Below are 18,055 nucleotides of genomic sequence, written 5' to 3'. Positions count from 1 at the left end.
GCGGTTCAGGCGGCACGGGCGGCGGGTTGTTGCGGCGCTGCGCCGGCGCCGGCCTGCAGGACATTGCGCAGGAAGGCCGCGAACATCAGCAGCGCCCACAGCGGCGCGGCATGGTCGCGGCGACCGCTCTGGTGCTGCTCCACCAGCTCTTGCACGAAGTCCATGTCGAACAGTCCGGTCTGGCGCAGCAGCGGTCCCAAGAGACTGTCCTGCACCACCTGGCGCAGCGGCCCGCGCAGCCAGCTCGAGAGCGGGATGGAAAAGCCCATCTTGCGGCGATAGAGGATGTCCTCGGAGAGCGTCCCTTCGAGGGCTTTCTTGAAGATGTACTTGCCTTGGCCTTCGTGCAGCTTGAGCGCCGGCGGCAGGCCCGACACCCATTCCACGAACTGGTGATCCAGCAACGGCACCCGCACCTCCAGCGCATGGGCCATGCTGGCGCGGTCGACCTTGGTGAGGATGTCGCCGGGCAGGTAGGTCTTCAGGTCCAGGTACTGCAGCAGCGAGAGCGCGTCCTCGGTGGGCGCTTGCGCGGCATGGCCGCGCATGACCTCGATGGCCTGGTAGCCCTGCAGCTCGCGCCGCAGGCCGGGGCTCAGCAGGCGCTGGCGGACCCGGTCGGGCATGATCGACACGCCATGGAAATAGCCTTCCACGGTGTCGCGCGCCAGCGCTTCGAAGGTGGTCTTGGCGCGCAGCACGCGCGGCGCCCAGTCGGCCTTGGGATAGTGGCGTCCGAGGAAACCGAACAGCGGCTTGCGCAAGCCCTCCGGCAGCCGGGCGCGCACCTTCTCTTCATTCATCGCATAGCGGTAGCGGCGGTAGCCGGCGAAATTCTCGTCGCCGCCATCGCCGGACAGCGCCACCGTCACGCTCTCCTTGGCCAGCTGGCAGACGCGATAGGTGGGAATGGCCGAACTGTCGGCGTAGGGTTCGTCGTACAGCTTGGCCAGCAGGTCGATGAGGCCGTAGTCGTCCTTGTCCACGGTGCGCATGTGATGGCGGGTCCGGAATTGCTGCGCCACCTGGGCGGCGTAGTGTGACTCGTCATAGGCGGGATCGTTGAAGGCGATCGAGCAGGTATTGACGGACTCGCCCGTCAATTGCGCCATCATCGCCACCACCGCGCTGGAATCGACACCGCCGGAGAGGAAGCCGCCCAGGCTCACATCGGTGACCAGATGGCTGCCCACCACCTCGCGCAGCCGTTCCAGCAATTCGGCGGCGATTTCCTCGGCGGGCCGCTGGCTGCCGAGCTGGAAGGGGATGTCCCAATAGCGTTGCTGCTGCGGCTGGCCGCGTGTCGCACCCCGTTGCAGCAACAGCGTATGGCCGGGACTGAGCTTGTGCACGCCACGCAGGATGGTGCGCGGTTCGGGCACATAGCCATAGGCGAAATACTCTTCGACGGCGCAGGGATCGAGCGCCCTGGGCAAGGCCGGATCGGCCAGCAGCGCCTTGAGTTCGGAGGCGAACAGGAAACGGCCATCCGGCAGCAGCGCATAGAACAGCGGCTTGATGCCCAGCCGGTCACGCGCCACGAACAGGGTCTGGCGCTGGCGGTCCCACAGGGCGAAGGCGAACATGCCGCGCAGGCGCGTCACGCAATCCCGGCCCCACTGTTCCCAGGCGTGGACGATGACCTCGGTATCGCAGCGCGAGCGGAACTGGTGGCCCAGGGCGGTCAGTTCGCGCATCAGTTCGCGGTAGTTGTAGATCATGCCGTTGAAGACCACCACCACGCTGCCATCCTCGTTGAACAGCGGCTGCTGGCCGCTGGACAGATCGACGATGGACAGGCGGCGATGACCCAGGCCGAGGCCGGCTTCGACATGCAGGCCGCCTTCATCGGGGCCGCGATGATGCTGGGTCTCGTTCATCCGCGCCAGCAGCTGGCGGTCGATCTCGGCCTGGCCGTGCAGGGAAAAGATGCCGGTGATTCCACACATGATGCTCAGTGTCCTTGTACGGTAGATTGGCCGCGCTTGCCCGCCAGCATGCGGTCATACATGCCGGCATAGGCTTGCAGCATGGCCGCCATGCTGTGCTGGCGCCGGCAGCGTTCCAGACCGGCTGCGCCATGGCGGGCTGCCAGCGCCGGGTCATCGACATAGGCGGCCATGGCCCGCGCCAGCGCCGCTGCATCGCCCGCCGGGGTGAGCTGGCCGGTGGCGCCCTCGGTCACCACTTCCGGCACGCCCCCGACCGCCGTCGAAATGACCGGCAGACCGGTGGCCATGGCTTCCAGGATGGTCACCGGAACGCCCTCGGCAATGGAAGAAAGCATGAAGACCGAGAAGCGCCGCATCATCACCTCCACATCCATGCGCGCGCCCGGCAGCCACACCAGATCGGCAATCCCTGCCGCCTGCACCTGGGCGCGCAGGGCCGGCAGCAGCGGACCCTCGCCGACGATGGCCAGGCGCAGGCGGGCACGTTGTTGCGGCCGCATGGCCAGCAAGGCGATGAAGGCGTTGACCAGGGTGGCGTGGTCCTTGACGTCCTGGACCCGGCCCACCGCGCCAAACACCATGCAGCCAGCCGGCAGCTCGGGCGTGGCCTCGCGCTGACCGTCAGCGGGCGGATGGAAGCGGGCCGTGTCTACGCCATTGGCCAGCAGCAGGTTCTTGTCTGCCGGCACCTTGATGGTGTCGCGCAGCCAGTCGCGCAGGTCCGCCGAGACCGCGTAGTAGCAGTCGTAGAAGGGCAGCACCAGCCGCCGCAGCAGGTTGTGGCGGGCATTGCGGCCATGCGGATCACGGGCGTCGCGTCCATGCTCGCCATGCACCCGCACCGGCACCCCGGCCAGCCAGGCCGCCGGGGCGTATTCGATGGTGGGCAGGTTGTAGGTGTGCAGCACGTCCGGGCGCAGGCGGCGCAGCAGCCGCCACAGCTGCAGATGGGTCTGCGGCGCCAGTCCGGGCGGCTTGTGCAGGGCGTGGATGGCCACATCGGCCTTGTCGATCTTGCGGGCGAAGTCGGTGTAGTCGGTCAGGCAGATGATGGCGTGGCGATAGCGCTGGGCCGGCATGCGGTTGATGCAATCGACCAGCAAGGTCTCCAGCCCGCCGAAGTCGAGCCGGTAGATCAGGTGCACCACCAGTGGAATATGCCGTTTCACGTCGCGCCTATCGCTTGCCATTGTGGTTGAGGGCGGCTTCGATGCCGGCCAGGTTGTCCGCCAGATAGCGCCGCAATACCGCGCGCGCCGGTTCGGGGTCGTCGTCCACTGGCGTAAAGACGAACAGCGCAGCACCGTCATCGCCCTGCATCTCCAGCTGGCTCTTGGTCTGCAGCAGCTTGGCCAGGTAGTCGTTCTCGACGAAGCGGCGGTCGATCCAGTACCAGCGCCAGATCAGCAGGGACTGGCCGGTGCCGCGAATGAGTTCTTCCCGCACCGCCAGCTGGCGCTCGCCCACGCGCTCCTGGCGCACCGCGCTGGCGGCGCGTGTCCAGGGGCTGTCCTTGACCGGCAGGATGCGGTTGACCGAGCTGACCAGCGCCGCGCCCGGACCCTGGGCGCGGTAGTAGCGCAGGTAAAGGCCGACTTGCATGTCCTGCTGCCGATAGGCGCGGCTCAGTTCGGCCACGCCCGGCAGGAAGGCCGGCGTCCAGCTGCTGAAGATGGGCGCCTCGCTCCAGCGGCTTGGCAGCGCAGTCAGTTGCACCGGCGCGCCTTCGGCGTCCAGCGCATGCATGCTGTGCGCATAGAGCGGCCCCAGCAGGATGGCGGCCAGCGCCAGCAGCGCGCACACCAGCAGGCGCACCGGCCTGGCTGCTGGAGTAGAGGGCGTAGAAGGTGCGACGGGCGCGGTCGGCGGCAGGTCCTTGTGCGGCGCTTTGCGGCCTTCGATCCAGAAGCCGCCGATCCAGAACATCAGGAACATCACCAGCCCGAAGAACAGCCAGCCATAGATCAGGTGATCCACGCCGGTGGCCAGCTGCATGCTGCTCAAGTGGCCGATCATGACGATCAGGTAGGCGCGCACGCCGTTGGCCAGCACCGGCACCAGCACCGAGAGCAGCACGAAGCCCGCCTGGCGCCAGCGCGAGCGGTAGCTCAGGTGGGCATAGAGCACGCCCAGCGTGACCGAGGCGATCAGGTAGCGCACGCCGCTGCAGGCTTCCACCACCGACCAGCGGCCGGAGGGAATGGCAAAGGTATTGCCCTCGCGCCAGACCGGGATGCCAGTGAGCTGCAGGGCGGCGATGGTGAAGTCGGCGGTGAAGCCGATGAGCGGCTCCAGCAGCACCTCGCCCACCGGCACCGCCAGCAGCAGGAACAACAGTGGAAAGGCCAGCAGCCGCGCCATGCGCAAGCCCAGCAGCGTCACGGCGCCCGCCACCATCAGCGCCACCAGGGCGAACTGCTTGACCACCTGCACATCGGCCAGCTCGCCCAGCAGCCAGCCCAGGCTGCACAGCGCCAGCACGGCCAGGCCGGGCAGGAAGGGCTGCGCCGGCAGGCCGCGCAACTGGGCGCGTTGCCGCCAGATCAGCCACAGGCTGATGGGCAGGATCAGGTACTGGTGGGTGAAGGTCTCGGAACTGTTCCAGATCGCCACCATGGACCACAAGGTCTGCGGCAGCGCCAGCAGCGGCGCCAGCAAGGCCAGCGCCAGCAGCGCCAGCGTGGCGGGCGCAATGCGCTGGGTGCGCGGCAGCGGCAAGGGCAGGTCGTTGGGGCGCATGTTCAGCTTTCCGTGGTCAGCGAAGACGCTGCGTCCGCTTCCATCAGCGTATCGAGCACGGCCAGTTGCTGACGCCAGGCGTACTGCCGTTCGATCAGGCGGCGGCCCTCTGCACCCAGCGCCAGGGCCGGGTCGCGCGGCTCCTGCAACAGGGGCAGCGCCGCCTCGGCCAGGGCGCTGGCGCCATCGGCCACCAGCAAGTCGCGCCCGGGCGTGGCCGAGATGCCTTCAAAGGCCTGCGGCGTGGCCAGCACCGGGATGCCCATGGACATGGCTTCCAGCACCTTGTTCTGGATGCCGCGGGCAATGCGCAGCGGCGCCACGGCGCAGCGCGCATGGGCCAGATAGGGACGGATGTCGGGCACGGCGCCGATCACGGTCACGCCAGGCAACTGGGCCAGCGCCTGCACCTGGGCGGCGGGACGTGCACCGACGATGACAAAGCGCGCCTGCGGGTTCCGGGCGAGGATCTGCGGGAAGATCGCCTGGGCGAACCACTGCACCGCATCGATGTTGGGCCAGTAGTCCATGGCGCCGGTGAAGACCAGCACCTGCGCTGGCGCCCGGTAGGGATTCTCGAAGGCATGGGCGGGCGAAAAGTAATCGAGATCCACGCCATTGTTGAGATGGCCGATGCGCCCGGTCGATTCCGGCGCCAGGCGGCGAAACAGCGCGGCCTCGGCCTCGGAGACGAACAGCGATACCTCGCTGCTGGCCGCGACCTGCCGTTCGTAGTCCAGCAGGCAGCGGCCTTCGCGGCGATACAGCCAGCGCATGGGCCAGCGCTTCTTTTGCGCATATTGCAGCCACTTGTCCGAATCGACATCGACGAAATCGATGACCCGGCGCGTGAGCCGTGGGTCCTGCGCGTATTGCGCCATCACCGAGGAAAACACCAGCGCCCGCGAGATGGGCGCGGCCGCCAGCGTCTGCGCGACCCAGCGTTGCATGTCGGCGTGGCGGTAGTAGTCCAGGCTCAGCGCGCGCGTCGTCGCCAGCGCCGGCAGGCTGCGCAGGCGCGCCCGCAGGCTGTCCAGGCGCACGAAGTGGGTCGAGGCGCAATAGGCCTGGACGGTCTCCACATACTGCCAGTCGGTCGCATCATCGATAAAGGCGCCCAGGTGCAGGTGATAGCGTGCGGCCAGGTGCCGCAGCAGATGGAAGGAGCGTATCTTGTCGCCCTTGTTGGGCGGATACGGGATGCGATGGGCCAAAAAGAGCAGGTGCTGCATGGCCTAGCCCAACTGGCGCACGATGTGCGGCCCGATCAGGTTGGCCGCCCACAGCGGCAGCCGCTGCCAGGTCTTGATCATCAGCTGGTACCTGGGATTGAGCGGATTGGTGTCGGGCACGTCCTGGCCGCGCAGCAACTGGTATTCGTAGTGCAGCGGGGTAGGCGTGAAGCCCCAGTTCTTCTTGAAGTCGTAGGCGCCGGTGCCTTCCTTGCTGCGACCGAAGTCGAAGACGCGCACGCCGCGCGCGGCGGCGCGACGCATCAGTTCCCAGTACATGAAGTCGTTGCCCGCCAGTTCGCGCGCGCTGGCGTTGCCGCCGCCGTAGTAGGGCAGCACTTCGTCGCGGAAATAGAAGCTCATGACGCTGCTCACGGTCTGGCCGTTGTGGGTGATGGTGAGCACTTCGCAATCCTCGCCGAACACCTCGGCCAGCACCTTGAAATGCTTGCGCGAGAACACCGGCGTGCCCAGCCTGTGTACGCTGGCCGAATAGGCCGCGAAGAAGCGCTCAGTATCGCTGTCGATCTCGCTCTGCAGTCCGAACTTGACGCCCTTGCGCACCATGGCGCGCTGCTTGCGCGGAATGGCCTGCATGTTCTCTTCGTCATCGGCCGAGATGCCCTTGCGGAAGGTGACGTAGAGCGCCTTGCCGGGCCAGTCGCTATGCTGCGCCTCGATGTTGCGGTACTCCAGGTGGTCCACGCCCAGCTCATGGGCCAGCTCGAGGGCGGCCTGTTCCAGCAGGGCGCGCGCCTGGGCATCGTCGCCGGCGATGCCGCCATAGACGCAGAAGGGCAGCGAGCCCAGCCAGTGACCGAACAGCGGGCTCTTGATGCGCGCCAGCGGCAGCACGGCGCAGATCTGCCCGGCCCGTTCGGCATAGAGGAAATAGGTGCGATGGCCGAAGGAGCGCTCCATCACCTCTTTCCAGCCGGCGCGATGGAAGAAGGTGGCCTGCGGGCATTGCAGCACGAAGGCGTCCCAGCGCGCCGCATCGTCGCTCTGCAACTGGCGCACCACGGGCGTGGCCGCCGCGCTCGCGGCCTGCAATTCGGAGCAGCGGAGAGTGGCGTTCATGACGTCCCCAGGTAGATGCGGTCCATGCGGTCCCACTGGAAATCGCTGGCCAGCGCTTTCAGACGATCTTCGGTGCGATGCAGGTTGACGTAGTGGCGGAACCGGGTCTTGGTGCTGATGCCGTGCTGGCGCGGCTGATGCGGGTCCAGTTCCCAGGGATGGAAGTAGAAGATGGCCGACTGGCCGTCGCGCTGGTTGACCTGGCGCAGCAGCCAGCGCGACAGGGCGTACGGATAGAAGCGGAAGAAGCCGCCACCGCCAGCCGGGAAGTTCTTGCGGCCCAGGCGCACCGTGCTCACCGGCACTTCCAGCAAGCCGCCGCTGCCGCTGGGTCGCCAGGCGAAACGGGGCGCATCGGGCAGCCCATAATGGTCGTGCTGGACCGGGTAGATGCTGGAGCTGTAGAGGTAGCCCGTTTCCTGCAGCACGTCCAGCGCCCACAGGTTGTCGCGGCCGATCGAAAAGCTCGGCGCGCGATAACCGCGTACCGGCTGTCCGCCCAGGTCTTCCAGGATCATCTTGCTGCGGCCCACGTCCTGGGCGAACTGGACGTGGTCCTGGTCGCTGGCGCGCAGGTGGCCGTAGCCGTGGCTGGCCAGCTCATGGCCCTGGGCGACGATGCGCCGCACCAGCTGCGGGTAGCGCTCGGCGATCCAGCCCAGGGTGAAGAAGGTGGCGCGGATACCGTGTTCCTCGAACAGCGCCAGGATGGTGTCCATGTTGCGTTCGATGCGGCAGGGCTGCTGCTCCCAGCTGCTGCGGGCGATGGTATTGGCGAAGGCCGAGACCTGGAAGTAGTCCTCGACATCGACTGTCATGGCATTGCGGATGGGCGCTGGCATGTCCGTGCTCCTCCTCGTTCTCAGGCGGCGCGGCGCTGGTCCAGCCAGTCGCACAGGTCTTGCGCAATGCGTTCGGCGGCATGGCCGTCCCAGAACTCGGGGATGCGGCCAGCCTTGCCGCCGTGCTCCATGACCTCGGCAAAGATCGCCAGGATGGCCTGCGGATCATTGCCGGCCAGGGTGTTGGTGCCTTGCTCGACCGTGATGGGGCGCTCGGTATTGTGGCGCAGGGTCACGCAGGGCACGCCCAGGGCGGTGGTCTCTTCCTGGATGCCGCCGGAGTCGGTCAGCGCCAGGCGCGCATCGCGCATCAGGCCCAGCATTTCAAGGTAGCCCATGGGCGGCAGTTGCAGGATCTGGGGAATGTCGATCAGTCCGGCCAGGCCGAACTTCTCGATCATGCCGCGGGTGCGCGGATGCAGCGGGAACACCACCGGCAGCGTGGCACTGATGGTGCGCACCGTCTCCAGCAGCGCGCGCAGCACCGCGGGATCGTCCACATTGGAGGGACGATGCAGGGTCAGCACCGCATAGCCCTTGTCGTGACGGAAATCCTCGCGGCCCTGGGTCGCCAGGATCTGCGGCAGGCTGATGGCGCGCGCCAGGTTGTGGCGCAGGGTATCGATCATCACATTGCCGACGAAGCGCACGCGCTCGGCGGCAATGCCCTCGCGGGTCAGGTTCTGCAGGGCATTGGCCTCGGTGGTGTAGAGCAGGTCGGAGATCTGGTCGGTCAGGATGCGGTTGATTTCCTCGGGCATGCTGCGGTCGTTGCTGCGCAGGCCGGCTTCCACGTGCACCACCGGCACGCCTTTCTTGACCGCCACCAGGGCGCAGGCCAGGGTCGAGTTGATGTCGCCCAGCACCAGCACGGCGGCGGGCTGGACCTGCTCCAGCGCCGGCTCGAAGTGCTGCATGATGGCCGCGGTCTGCTGGGCGTGGCTGCCCGAACCGATCTCCAGGTTGATGTCCGGCGCGGGGATGCCCAGCGCTTCGAAGTACTGGTGGTTCATGGCCACGTCATAGTGCTGGCCGGTATGCAGCAGGACCGCCTGGACGCGCTCGCCCAACTGGCTGAAGGCCGCCATGATGGGGGCGATCTTCATGAAGTTGGGGCGGGCGCCGACGATGCAGAGGATGCGGTGCGGGGAGCTCATGGCTTGGGTTCCTGGACAGGGTAGCGGGAAGCTTGCGAGGTGATGTCGCGCAGTATCTTGAGGATGGAGGCGGTAGCGTTTTCCAGCTTGCCCACGCGCTGCTGCAGTTCTTCCAGCGCGTCATCGGCGAACTGCCGTTCCAGCGAACGCAGTTCGGCGTCGGTCTGGGCGCTGGCGTCGGAGAGGGGCTGCTCGAATTCTTCCTGGATGTCGCGGATGACGTCCTGCACGTGCTCGCCCTCGAAGGCGCGCAGTTCTTCCAGGTAACCCATCAGCAAGAGCCGGTCGCACAGCGAATTGATCTTGCGCGGGATGCCGCCGCTGTAGGCATGGATGGCCGCGTAGGCGGCCGCATCGAAGGCCGGATCGTTTTCCCAGCCCACCGTGCGCAGGCGGTGCTGGATGTAGGTGATGGTCTCTTCCTCGTCCATCGGCCCCAGGTGATAGGTGGCGATGACGCGCTGGCGCAGCTGCAGCATGGCCTCGCTATGCAAGGTGATGCGGAATTCCGGCTGGCCCAGCAGGAAGGTCTGCAACAGCGAGCGTTCGCCGCTCTGGAAGTTGGACAGCATGCGCAGTTCTTCCAGCGTGGTCGGCGAGAGGTTCTGCGCCTCGTCCACCACCAGCAGGGCGCGGACGCCTTTCTGTTCGCAGTGCAGGAAGAACTGCTCCAGCTGGGTCAGCAGGGCGGCCTTGCTGGCGTTCTCGGTGGCCAGGCCGAAGGCCGAGGCCACCATGCGCAGGGTATTGTCCGGGTCCAGGTGGGTGTTGACGATGTGGGCCGAGATGATCTGCATGGGATTGATCTTGCCCAGCAGCTTTCTCACCAGGGTGGTCTTGCCGGCGCCGACTTCGCCAGTGACGATGATGAAGCCCTCGCCCTGCGACAAGCCGTATTCCAGGTAGCTCATGGCGCGCTTGTGGCCCTTGCTGCCAAAGAAGAAGCTGGGGTCGGGACGCAGGCGGAAGGGCTTGTCGCGCAGGCCGTAGAAGGATTCGTACATGGATGCGGACTCTCAGAGCTTCATGTTCAGGAAGGCGCTGATCGCGTTCTCGCGATAGGCCACGCCGGATTGGGTGGACTGGCCCTGGTTGCGGCGCAGCTCCACCGTGCCTTGTACGTCAGGGGTGAGCTGGCGCGTCAGGCCCAGGCGCAGGGTCTGGGTGTTGTCGACCCGGCCGCTGGTGAGCGACTTCACCCGCGTGGCCGCCAGCGAGCCGTTCAGGCGCACCCGCTCGCTCAGGCGGCGCGAGAGCACGGCGCTGGCGCCCAGTTGTTCGGTATGGTCATTGGCGCTGCCCACCAGGCTGCCCAGGCCATTGTTGGACAATGGTTGGCGCTCGACATCGAACACCGACAGCAGCAGGGTGGTGCGCACGCCGCTGAGCAGCACCGAGGCCTGCAGGCGCTTTTGCAGGAACACCGTGTTGGTGAAGGAATTGATGGACGAATCCAGCGAGGCCGGCAGATTGCCCTGGCGGATCATGTTGGCCACGGCAGCAGCGCGCGCGGTGGGATCGGTGATCGAGGCCGACAGCAATTTGTCGAGGAAGGACGCGGTATCGCTGGTCACCGGCAGGGAGAATTGCGCCGGCGTGGTGGTCACGTCTTCGGCATAGCTGAGCATCCAGTTGGCCATGCGGCTGCGGGTGCTGGCGGTGAGCGCATAGGTGTTGCCGTAGTACTTGTGGCCCAGCGAAGCATTGAGGCTGGTGCGCTGGCTCACCTTCCATTCCAGGCCGCCGCTCCAGGAATAGCCGGCGGTGGCCTGGTTGGTCACCGAGTAGTCGTTGCTGTCATGGCCCAGCGTGCCTACCAGGCGCAGGCGCGGCGCCAGCAGATAGCTCAGGCGTCCCAGGATGTTCTGCAGCGCCACCCGGTTCTGGCCGCTGTAGTGCGTGGTGCGGTCGCTGGCCTGCAAGCCCCAGCCGATCAGGTGATAGGCCGGGCCGCTGTCGGCCTTGAAGGAGAGTTCGTCGGTGTTGCTGCTGGCCAGTCCGCCACTGCTGGCGTTGACGCTCTCGCGGGCGTAGCGCAGTTCGGCGCTGGCCAGCTGGCCGAACTTGTGGCTCAGGTAGGGACTCACGCGGGTGGTGCGCACGGTGCTGGTGCGGTCACCGCCATTGGTGTTGTCGACCGGCTGCGGGCCAAAGGCCGAGATGGTCTGCTGGCTCACCGAGGCGGCGCTGTCGAGGTAGAGCAGGTTGTCGGCCAGGCGCGCCTTGAGGTCGGCGCGGCCCAGGTTGAGCAGCGAGGAGCCGGCATTGTGGTTGCCGTAGTAGGTTTCCTGCACCCCCACATTGGCGTTGAGGGTCAGGTCCGGCCCCTTGGCCTTGACGCCCAGGCCCGGCGTGACCTGGGTGACGAAGTCGCTCTTGCCTTGCGCCTGCAGGCGGACGTTGTCGGTGTAGGTCTCGCGCAGGTCCAGGGTGGGCGTGAAGCTCCATTCGGCCGCCTGGGCGCAGCCGGCCGCCAGCATGGCCACGGCGGCGGCGATGGCGCGGCGGCGCGGGGCGCCCGCCATTTCAGTAACGATCGCCATAGCCATAGCCGTATCCATACTCTTGCGAGCCCGCAAAGGCCATGCTCTTGTTGTAGATCAGGCTGACGTTCTGGCAGCCCTTGAGCTGGTTCAGCGCCGACTTGACGGCTTGCTGCGAGGTGCTCTCGGCGGCCACCACCACGGCGATCTGCCCCATGCGGCTGGCCAGCACGCTGGCTTCGCTGGTCACCAGAAGGGGCGGCGAATCGAAGATGACGATGCGGTCCGGATAACGGTTGGCGATCTCTTCCAGCAGCAACTGCATGGACTGGCTGGCCAGCAGTTCGGAGGAATGGCTGTGGCGCGCGCCCACCGGCAGCACACTGAGGGTATCGACATTGGTCTTGAGCAGCACGTCGGCCATGTCCACCTTGTCGTCCAGCAGCAGGTTCATCATGCCGGCGCCTTCGTCTTCGGCCAGGTCGAAGGTGCGCAGCACCGAAGGGCGGGCGACATCGGCATCGACCAGCAAGACCGTATGGTCCAGTTCCATGGCGATGCTCAGGGCCAGGTTGATGGAGCAGAAGGTCTTGCCTTCGTCGGGCAGCGCGCTGGTCACCATGATCAGGTTGCCCGGCTTGCTGCCCGCCTCGCGCGGGGCGAAGGCCTGGCGCAGCAGCGAGCGCTTGATCATGCGGAACTGCTCCGACACCAGCGAACGGCTGCCGGGAGTGAGGAAGCCCATGCTGGCCAGGCGTTCCAGATTGATCTCGATGCGCTTGGCCGAACTGCTGCGCACGGCCGGCGCGGGCGCTTCCATGCTGCTGGCCAGGGCGACGGGGGCGGGTTGCGCCGCCGTCGCCGTGGTTGCCGGTGCTGCTTGCAGCGGGTGCTGAGGCTGCGAGGGCAATGGCTCCTGCTGCTGGTGCGCTGGCTGCTGCACTTGTTGGTGCGCTTGCACTTGCACTTGCGCTGGCTGTTGCTGCGCCGCCAGTTCGGCCGCCGACAGCAATTCGCTGCTGCCCGCCGGGCGTTGCGCCGCCGTGGTCTTGAGGCGGCTGGCCGCGCGTTCGATGATGCTCATGCAGATTCTCCTGAAGGGCGGGCGCGGCCGCGATGCAGACGGAAAGTGAAGCGACAGGGCATCATCAATACCTCAACAGCAGCACCGCCATCATCACCACGTAGGTGGTGAAGAAAGCGCCTACCAGGGCCACGAACTTGCGCACGCTGCGCTTGCGCCTGGCGATCTCGGCCTCGGTCCAGCTCATGGCCACCGCACCCAGCACGGGCAGGCCAGTGACCTGTTGCAGCTGATGCTGGCTCATGAACGAGGGGCGTACCTGGGCGATCACCACGGTCACGCCCACGCCAGCGGCAATGGCCGCCAGCAGCAGCAGCGACATCAGGCGCAGCCGCTTGGGGCCCACCGGCAAGCGGGGCACCACCGGCGGATCGATGACGCGGAAGGTCAGCAGGTCGGTGGCCGAACTGAGGTCGCCGGAAAGCTTGGCGGCGTCGCGGCGGGCCACCAGCTTTTCGTAGTTTTCCTTGTTGATCTGGTAGTCACGATTGAGCTGGGTGAACTGCGCCTCCACGTCGGGCGCGGCAATGCTCTTGGCCTTCAGGCGCGCCACCCGGGCGGCATATTCATCGACCCGGGCGCGCAGGCTGGCGGCCTTGGCGCGCGCATCGGCCAGCGACACGCTGAGCTGCTGCATCATCGGGCTGTAGTTGGCGCCGGGGTCGCCGCCGCTGGGGCGGGCCTTGGCTTCTTCGCGCTTGCGCTTTTCCAGTTCGGCGATCAGGCGCCGCGTGCCGACCACGTCCGGATGCTGTTCGGTGTACTTGGTGCGCAGGTCGTCCAGGTGCTTGTTGGCCGCATCCAGGCGCGAATCCAGTTCAGGCGTAGGCACCCGTGGCAGTTCCTCGCCGTTGCCGCCGCTCATCTGCTTCTGGATGGCGTTGCGGGCCTGCTCGGCCTCGGCCAGTTCCAGCCTGGCCTGGCTGAGCTGGTCGGAGGCTTCCTGCAGCTTGTTGCCGTAGTCGCTGCCGGGACGCGGCAACAGTTCGGCATTCTTCTGCTTGAATTCCTTGAGGTTGTTTTCCGCCGTGACCAGCTTTTCTTCATAGCTCTTGATCTGCTCGCCGATGAAGCGCACGGCCTTGTCGGAGTCTTCCTTCTTGTCGCCCACGCTGCCCTCGACGAAGATGGTCAGCAGCGACTGCACCACGTCCTTGCCCAGCTTGGGATTTTCATTGTTATAGGTGATGGTGTAGATATCGTCGCGCCCGGTCTGGATGATCTTGATGCGCTGGGCCAGTTCATCGACCAGTTTTTCCTTTTCGCCCACGGTCTCGGCGCGGATGTCCAGGTCGGCCATGCGCGTGACCCGTTCCAGGTTGGGACGGCTGAGCAGGGTGCGGCTCATGATCGAGACCTGCTGTTCGATATTGGGCACCGTGGTCATCCCCGCCAGCAGCGGCTTCAGGATGCTCTGCGTATCCACGTAGATACGCGCCGAGGCCTGGAAGTCGTTGGGCAGGCGGAACACCACGATGCTGCCCACCACCAGCACGCCCCAGGCCACGCTCAGCGCCAGCCAGCGATGCTTCCACGCGCTCTTGATGAGCGCCATGAGTTGCGATACCAAATCCGCCATTGAGCAGCTTCCCCCCTGCAATACGCCCCATGCGTACAGTACGCACGGCAAAAATTGACCCGGCGGCCCGCGGCGCGCCCATGCATGCGCCTGCCGGCGCGCTCTGAGGAGCGACCGATCAGGCCAGTCTGTGGATCAGTGATGTTTTCCTGCCGCCCCCCGGCGGCCCCCAAACGATTTCCCCCTGCCGTATTTCCCTGTCGTTTCTTCCTGTCGTTGCTTCCGAATTCCCTGTTCGGAAGTCCCTACGTTTACTAACTAATAGTGCATTTTTGACAATGCCGAAATCATACCATCCCGGCTCCTGTTTTTAGTGCGGGAAAGGCAATAAATTCAGCGAAAATTTACACTGTTTCCTGCCATCACTTTCTCCCCGCAAAGCCGCGCCAGAACTGGAAAGTATTGCCGGATCGCAAGCCCTCGGGAAGGCCTCTTTCCAGGCGCCGGAACAGTCGTCCGCCGACATGCCGCGCATAGCCTGACAGACCATCCAATGTACTTAGATTAAAGGCCATCAATCCCCAGCGTTCGCGACGGTGCGACATCCAGTCCTGCTTGTAGCGATCGTCGCCCATCAGATAGTCCACCTGGCGCACGCGGTCGATATCGATGACGTGTTCCATCAAGGCGGCGGTGAGCACCGAGCCCACTGAGAGCGCAGCCACTCTTGCGTCATAGGCCAGCTTGTAGATGGCGGCCACGCCGTGGTGGACGATCCATACCTGCGCCGCCACCGGCTGGCCATCGATACGCACCACGCCCAGACGCAGCTTGCCCAGTTCCGCGCACAGGCGTATCAAGCCAGGCATGAAATCGGGATAGGGCTCGGGCTTCTTCCAGCTGGCCAGGTAGACGCTCTGGTAATCAGCGATGGCGCGCTCCAGCGCCGCGCCGTCCTGCACGATTTCCAGTTCCACCTGGCCGCTGGCGCGCAATTGCGGGATCTTGCGCGCCAGCGTATTGCGCAGGCGCGAGGGCAGGCCCGCATGGTATTGGGCATAGCTGCGCCCGGCGACGTCCAGATACCAGTTGCCGAAGCAGAAGTAGGGCTGCACCGCCAGGCCGCTGTCGTCCAGCCCACGCTGCAGCTGCTGGAAGCAGACCGCCTCGGGCGCCAGCGGGCGCAGGTCGATGCGGTCCCAGCGCGGACGCTCGGCGGCGATGGCCGCGATCATCCCGCCCAAGGCATGGCCATCGATGGCCGGGGCCACCATCAAGGGACCGGCCAGGGCCGAATAATAGTTGGACGGCGAGGCCAGCCGTCGTCCTGCGCGCGCCTGTTCTTGCTGCATCAGCGGCAGCAGGATGCGCGGGGCGCCGTCGCGGTACAGGCAATAGAGCCGCAAACGGCCCTGTTGCGCCAGGGTGGACTGGGCCAGGTAGCGCAGCCAGGCCGGCGAGAGGAAGAAGTCAGCCGATTGCGCCGCGCGTTCGAAGACCGCCAGCGTCTCTGCTGGCATGGTCGCGAAGCTGTCGTAGCGCTGCAGGCCGTCCATGCTTGATCGCCTCAGGTGTTGCAGGCAGTGCTGCCCAGGTGATCGATGTACCAGGACATGGCCTGCTCCAGCCCGGCGCGCAGGCGATGGGTAGGCGCATAGCCCAGGCGCTGGCGCGCCTTGCCGATGTCGGCCTGGGAGTCGCGGATGTCGCCGGCGCGAAATCCCACATAGCTGGGCCGGTGCTCTTGCAGATGCGGGAAGCGCTGCACCAGCAGTTCGCGCATCATCGCGTACAAATCGTTGAGACTGGTGCGGTCGTTCAGGGCCACGTTGTAGACCTGGTTGACCGCTTCCTCGCCGGCGGTGGCGGCCAGCAGGTTGGCTTGCACGACATTGTCGATGTAGCAGAAATCGCGGCTGGTCTGGCCATCGCCATTGATGCGCAGTTCGCCATTGCGGATCATCGCCGTCACCCATTGCGGGATCACCGCGGCATAGGCGCCGTGCGGGTCCTGGCGGCGGCCGAAGACGTTGAAGTAGCGCAGGCCGATGCTCTCCATGCCATAGCAGCGGGCAAAGACCTCGGCGTACAGTTCATTGACATACTTGGTCACGGCATAGGGCGAGAGCGGCTTGCCGATCACCTCTTCCACCTTGGGCAGGCCGGGATGGTCGCCATAGGTGGAACTGGAGGCGGCATAGACGAAGCGCGCCACGCCCGCATCGCGCGCGGCCACCAGCATGTTGAGGAAACCGTTGACGTTGTTCAGGTTGGTGCGCACCGGATCTTCGATGGAGCGCGACACCGAACCCAGCGCCGCCTGGTGCAGCACATAGTCGGCGCCGTCGCAGGCGCGCAGGCAGGTAGCGGCATCGCAGATATCGCCTTCGATGAAGCGGAAGTTGGCCCAGGCGGCCGCGCCCACTTCGGCGCGCACCTCCTCCAGGTTGGCCTGGCGGCCGGTGCTGAAGTTGTCCAGGCCGGTCACCTGCTGGCCCAGCGTGAGCAGGCGCGCCAGCAGGTTGGAGCCGATGAAGCCGGCCACGCCGGTGATGAGCCAGCGCTTGGGATGCTGGGGCAGTTGCTCGCAGAGCGTGTCGTATCGTGTCATCTTGCTTGTCGTGTGAGGCTGCGCATTACAGACGCCAGACGCTATAGCCGGCCTGCTCCAGCGCCGGCTGGTCGAAGGCCGACTTGACGTCGATGAAGCAGGCGCCGTCCTTGAGCTTGCTTTGCAGCTCCGCCAGCGGCCGCGCCAGCAGCTCGCGGTGCGAGACGGCGGCGATGACGGCGTCGGCGCGCGGCAGGTCGGACCAGTTCTCCAGGGCGATGCCATATTCGTGCTCGGCATCCACGCCGGCTGCCACCGGGTCGTGCACGTGCACCTCGACGCCGTAGGATTGCAGCTCGGTGACGATGTCGACCACCTTGGAGTTGCGCAGGTCGGGGCAATTCTCCTTGAAGGTCAGGCCCAGCACGTTGACCTTGGAACCCTTGATGGGGAAGCCGGCGGCGATCATCGACTTGACCGTCTTCTCGGCCACGAACTTGGCCATGCCGTCGTTGATGCGGCGACCGGCCAGGATCACCTGCGGGTGATAGCCCAGCATCTCGGCTTTGTGGGTCAGGTAGTAAGGATCGACGCCGATGCAGTGGCCACCCACCAGGCCGGGACGGAAGGGCAGGAAGTTCCACTTGGTGCCGGCCGCCTGCAGCACTTCCAGGGTATCGATGCCGATCTTGTCGAAGATGATGGAGAGTTCGTTCATCAGCGCGATGTTGAGATCGCGCTGGGTGTTCTCGATCACCTTGGCCGCCTCGGCCACCTTGATGCTGGAGGCACGGTGCACGCCGGCGGTGATGATGGATTCGTAGAGCTGGGCGATGCGTTCGAGGGTGTCGGCGTCGTCGCCCGAGACGATCTTGAGGATGTTGGTCAGGGTGTGCTGCTTGTCGCCCGGGTTGATGCGCTCGGGCGAGAAGCCGACGTGGAAGTCGTCGCGCCACTTCAGGCCGGAGTACTTTTCCAGCAGCGGCACGCAGACCTCTTCGGTAGCGCCGGGATAGACGGTGGACTCGAACACCACGATGGCGCCGCGCTTCATGTGCTTGCCCACGGTCTGGCTGGCGCCGGCGAGGGGACCGAAGTCAGGGTTGTGGGCCTCATCGACGGGCGTCGGGACCGCCACCACGATGTAGTCGGCGTCGGCCAGGATGGCCGGGTCGGTGCTGACCGTCAGCTGGCTGGCCGCGCGCAGTTCCGCGCTGCTCACTTCCCCGGTGGGATCGACGAACCTGCGGTAGTTCTCGATCTTGCTCCTGGACAGGTCGAAGCCGACGGTAGCGCGCTTCTTGCCAAACTCCACGGCCAGCGGCAAGCCGACATAGCCCAAGCCCACGACTGCAACGATACTCATGATTCCATCCCCCAAAATAAATGCAAATGAGCGGGCCGGTTCTGCCCGTC

Annotated in this window: 14 protein-coding genes; all 14 read right to left on the bottom strand. The window is 66.0% G+C overall.

Going from position 1 to position 18,055, the window contains the following annotated elements:
• Positions 1-5: 5 nt before the first annotated feature.
• Positions 6-1,949: an XrtA/PEP-CTERM system amidotransferase gene (locus ACP92_RS13750; RefSeq protein ID WP_013234723.1), complete on the bottom strand. Its 1,944-nt coding sequence runs from the start codon at positions 1,947-1,949 to the stop codon at positions 6-8.
• 5 nt (positions 1,950-1,954) lie between these two features.
• A complete protein-coding gene (locus ACP92_RS13745; RefSeq protein WP_013234722.1) occupies positions 1,955-3,121 on the bottom strand; it encodes a TIGR03088 family PEP-CTERM/XrtA system glycosyltransferase in 1,167 nt (388 codons plus the stop codon).
• Between the two features lie 7 nt (positions 3,122-3,128).
• A complete protein-coding gene (gene xrtA, locus ACP92_RS13740) occupies positions 3,129-4,691 on the bottom strand; it encodes an exosortase A (protein ID WP_013234721.1) in 1,563 nt (520 codons plus the stop codon).
• A 2-nt stretch (positions 4,692-4,693) separates the two neighbouring features.
• The gene (locus tag ACP92_RS13735; protein WP_013234720.1) at positions 4,694-5,923 is read right to left on the bottom strand and encodes a TIGR03087 family PEP-CTERM/XrtA system glycosyltransferase; all 1,230 of its coding nucleotides are present in this window, start codon (positions 5,921-5,923) and stop codon (positions 4,694-4,696) included.
• Between the two features lie 3 nt (positions 5,924-5,926).
• Positions 5,927-7,003 carry a FemAB family XrtA/PEP-CTERM system-associated protein gene (locus ACP92_RS13730; protein WP_041310860.1) on the bottom strand — a complete coding sequence of 359 codons (1,077 nt, stop codon included), beginning with the start codon at positions 7,001-7,003 and terminating at the stop codon, positions 5,927-5,929.
• Positions 7,000-7,845, bottom strand: a complete 846-nt coding sequence (locus ACP92_RS13725) for an XrtA system polysaccharide deacetylase (protein ID WP_013234718.1) — start codon at positions 7,843-7,845, stop codon at positions 7,000-7,002. Before ACP92_RS13725 ends, ACP92_RS13730 begins: the two co-directional genes overlap by 4 nt.
• Positions 7,846-7,865: 20 nt before the next feature.
• Positions 7,866-9,002: a non-hydrolyzing UDP-N-acetylglucosamine 2-epimerase gene (wecB, locus tag ACP92_RS13720; protein WP_013234717.1), complete on the bottom strand. Its 1,137-nt coding sequence runs from the start codon at positions 9,000-9,002 to the stop codon at positions 7,866-7,868.
• Positions 8,999-10,006: an XrtA/PEP-CTERM system-associated ATPase gene (locus tag ACP92_RS13715; RefSeq protein WP_013234716.1), complete on the bottom strand. Its 1,008-nt coding sequence runs from the start codon at positions 10,004-10,006 to the stop codon at positions 8,999-9,001. Before ACP92_RS13715 ends, wecB begins: the two co-directional genes overlap by 4 nt.
• Before the next feature lie 12 nt (positions 10,007-10,018).
• On the bottom strand, positions 10,019-11,545 hold the full coding sequence (locus ACP92_RS13710; protein WP_167578389.1) for a TIGR03016 family PEP-CTERM system-associated outer membrane protein: 1,527 nt from the start codon (positions 11,543-11,545) through the stop codon (positions 10,019-10,021).
• The gene (locus ACP92_RS13705) at positions 11,529-12,569 is read right to left on the bottom strand and encodes an XrtA-associated tyrosine autokinase (RefSeq protein WP_013234714.1); all 1,041 of its coding nucleotides are present in this window, start codon (positions 12,567-12,569) and stop codon (positions 11,529-11,531) included. The genes ACP92_RS13710 and ACP92_RS13705 overlap by 17 nt, the downstream gene beginning before the upstream one ends.
• A gap of 64 nt (positions 12,570-12,633) precedes the next feature.
• On the bottom strand, positions 12,634-14,148 hold the full coding sequence (locus tag ACP92_RS13700) for an XrtA system polysaccharide chain length determinant (RefSeq protein ID WP_013234713.1): 1,515 nt from the start codon (positions 14,146-14,148) through the stop codon (positions 12,634-12,636).
• A 362-nt stretch (positions 14,149-14,510) separates the two neighbouring features.
• Positions 14,511-15,644: a GNAT family N-acetyltransferase gene (locus ACP92_RS13695; RefSeq protein WP_013234712.1), complete on the bottom strand. Its 1,134-nt coding sequence runs from the start codon at positions 15,642-15,644 to the stop codon at positions 14,511-14,513.
• Positions 15,645-15,655: 11 nt separating this feature from the next.
• Positions 15,656-16,699 carry an SDR family oxidoreductase gene (locus ACP92_RS13690; RefSeq protein ID WP_013234711.1) on the bottom strand — a complete coding sequence of 348 codons (1,044 nt, stop codon included), beginning with the start codon at positions 16,697-16,699 and terminating at the stop codon, positions 15,656-15,658.
• A gap of 25 nt (positions 16,700-16,724) precedes the next feature.
• A complete protein-coding gene (locus ACP92_RS13685) occupies positions 16,725-18,005 on the bottom strand; it encodes a nucleotide sugar dehydrogenase (protein WP_013234710.1) in 1,281 nt (426 codons plus the stop codon).
• Positions 18,006-18,055: the final 50 nt, after the last annotated feature.

Origin of the sequence: Herbaspirillum seropedicae, assembly GCF_001040945.1 — a bacterium.
GTDB lineage: Bacteria > Pseudomonadota > Gammaproteobacteria > Burkholderiales > Burkholderiaceae_D > Herbaspirillum > Herbaspirillum seropedicae.
The sequence above is the reverse complement of the archived record's forward strand: the minus strand, read 5'-3'. Positions and strand labels throughout refer to the sequence as shown.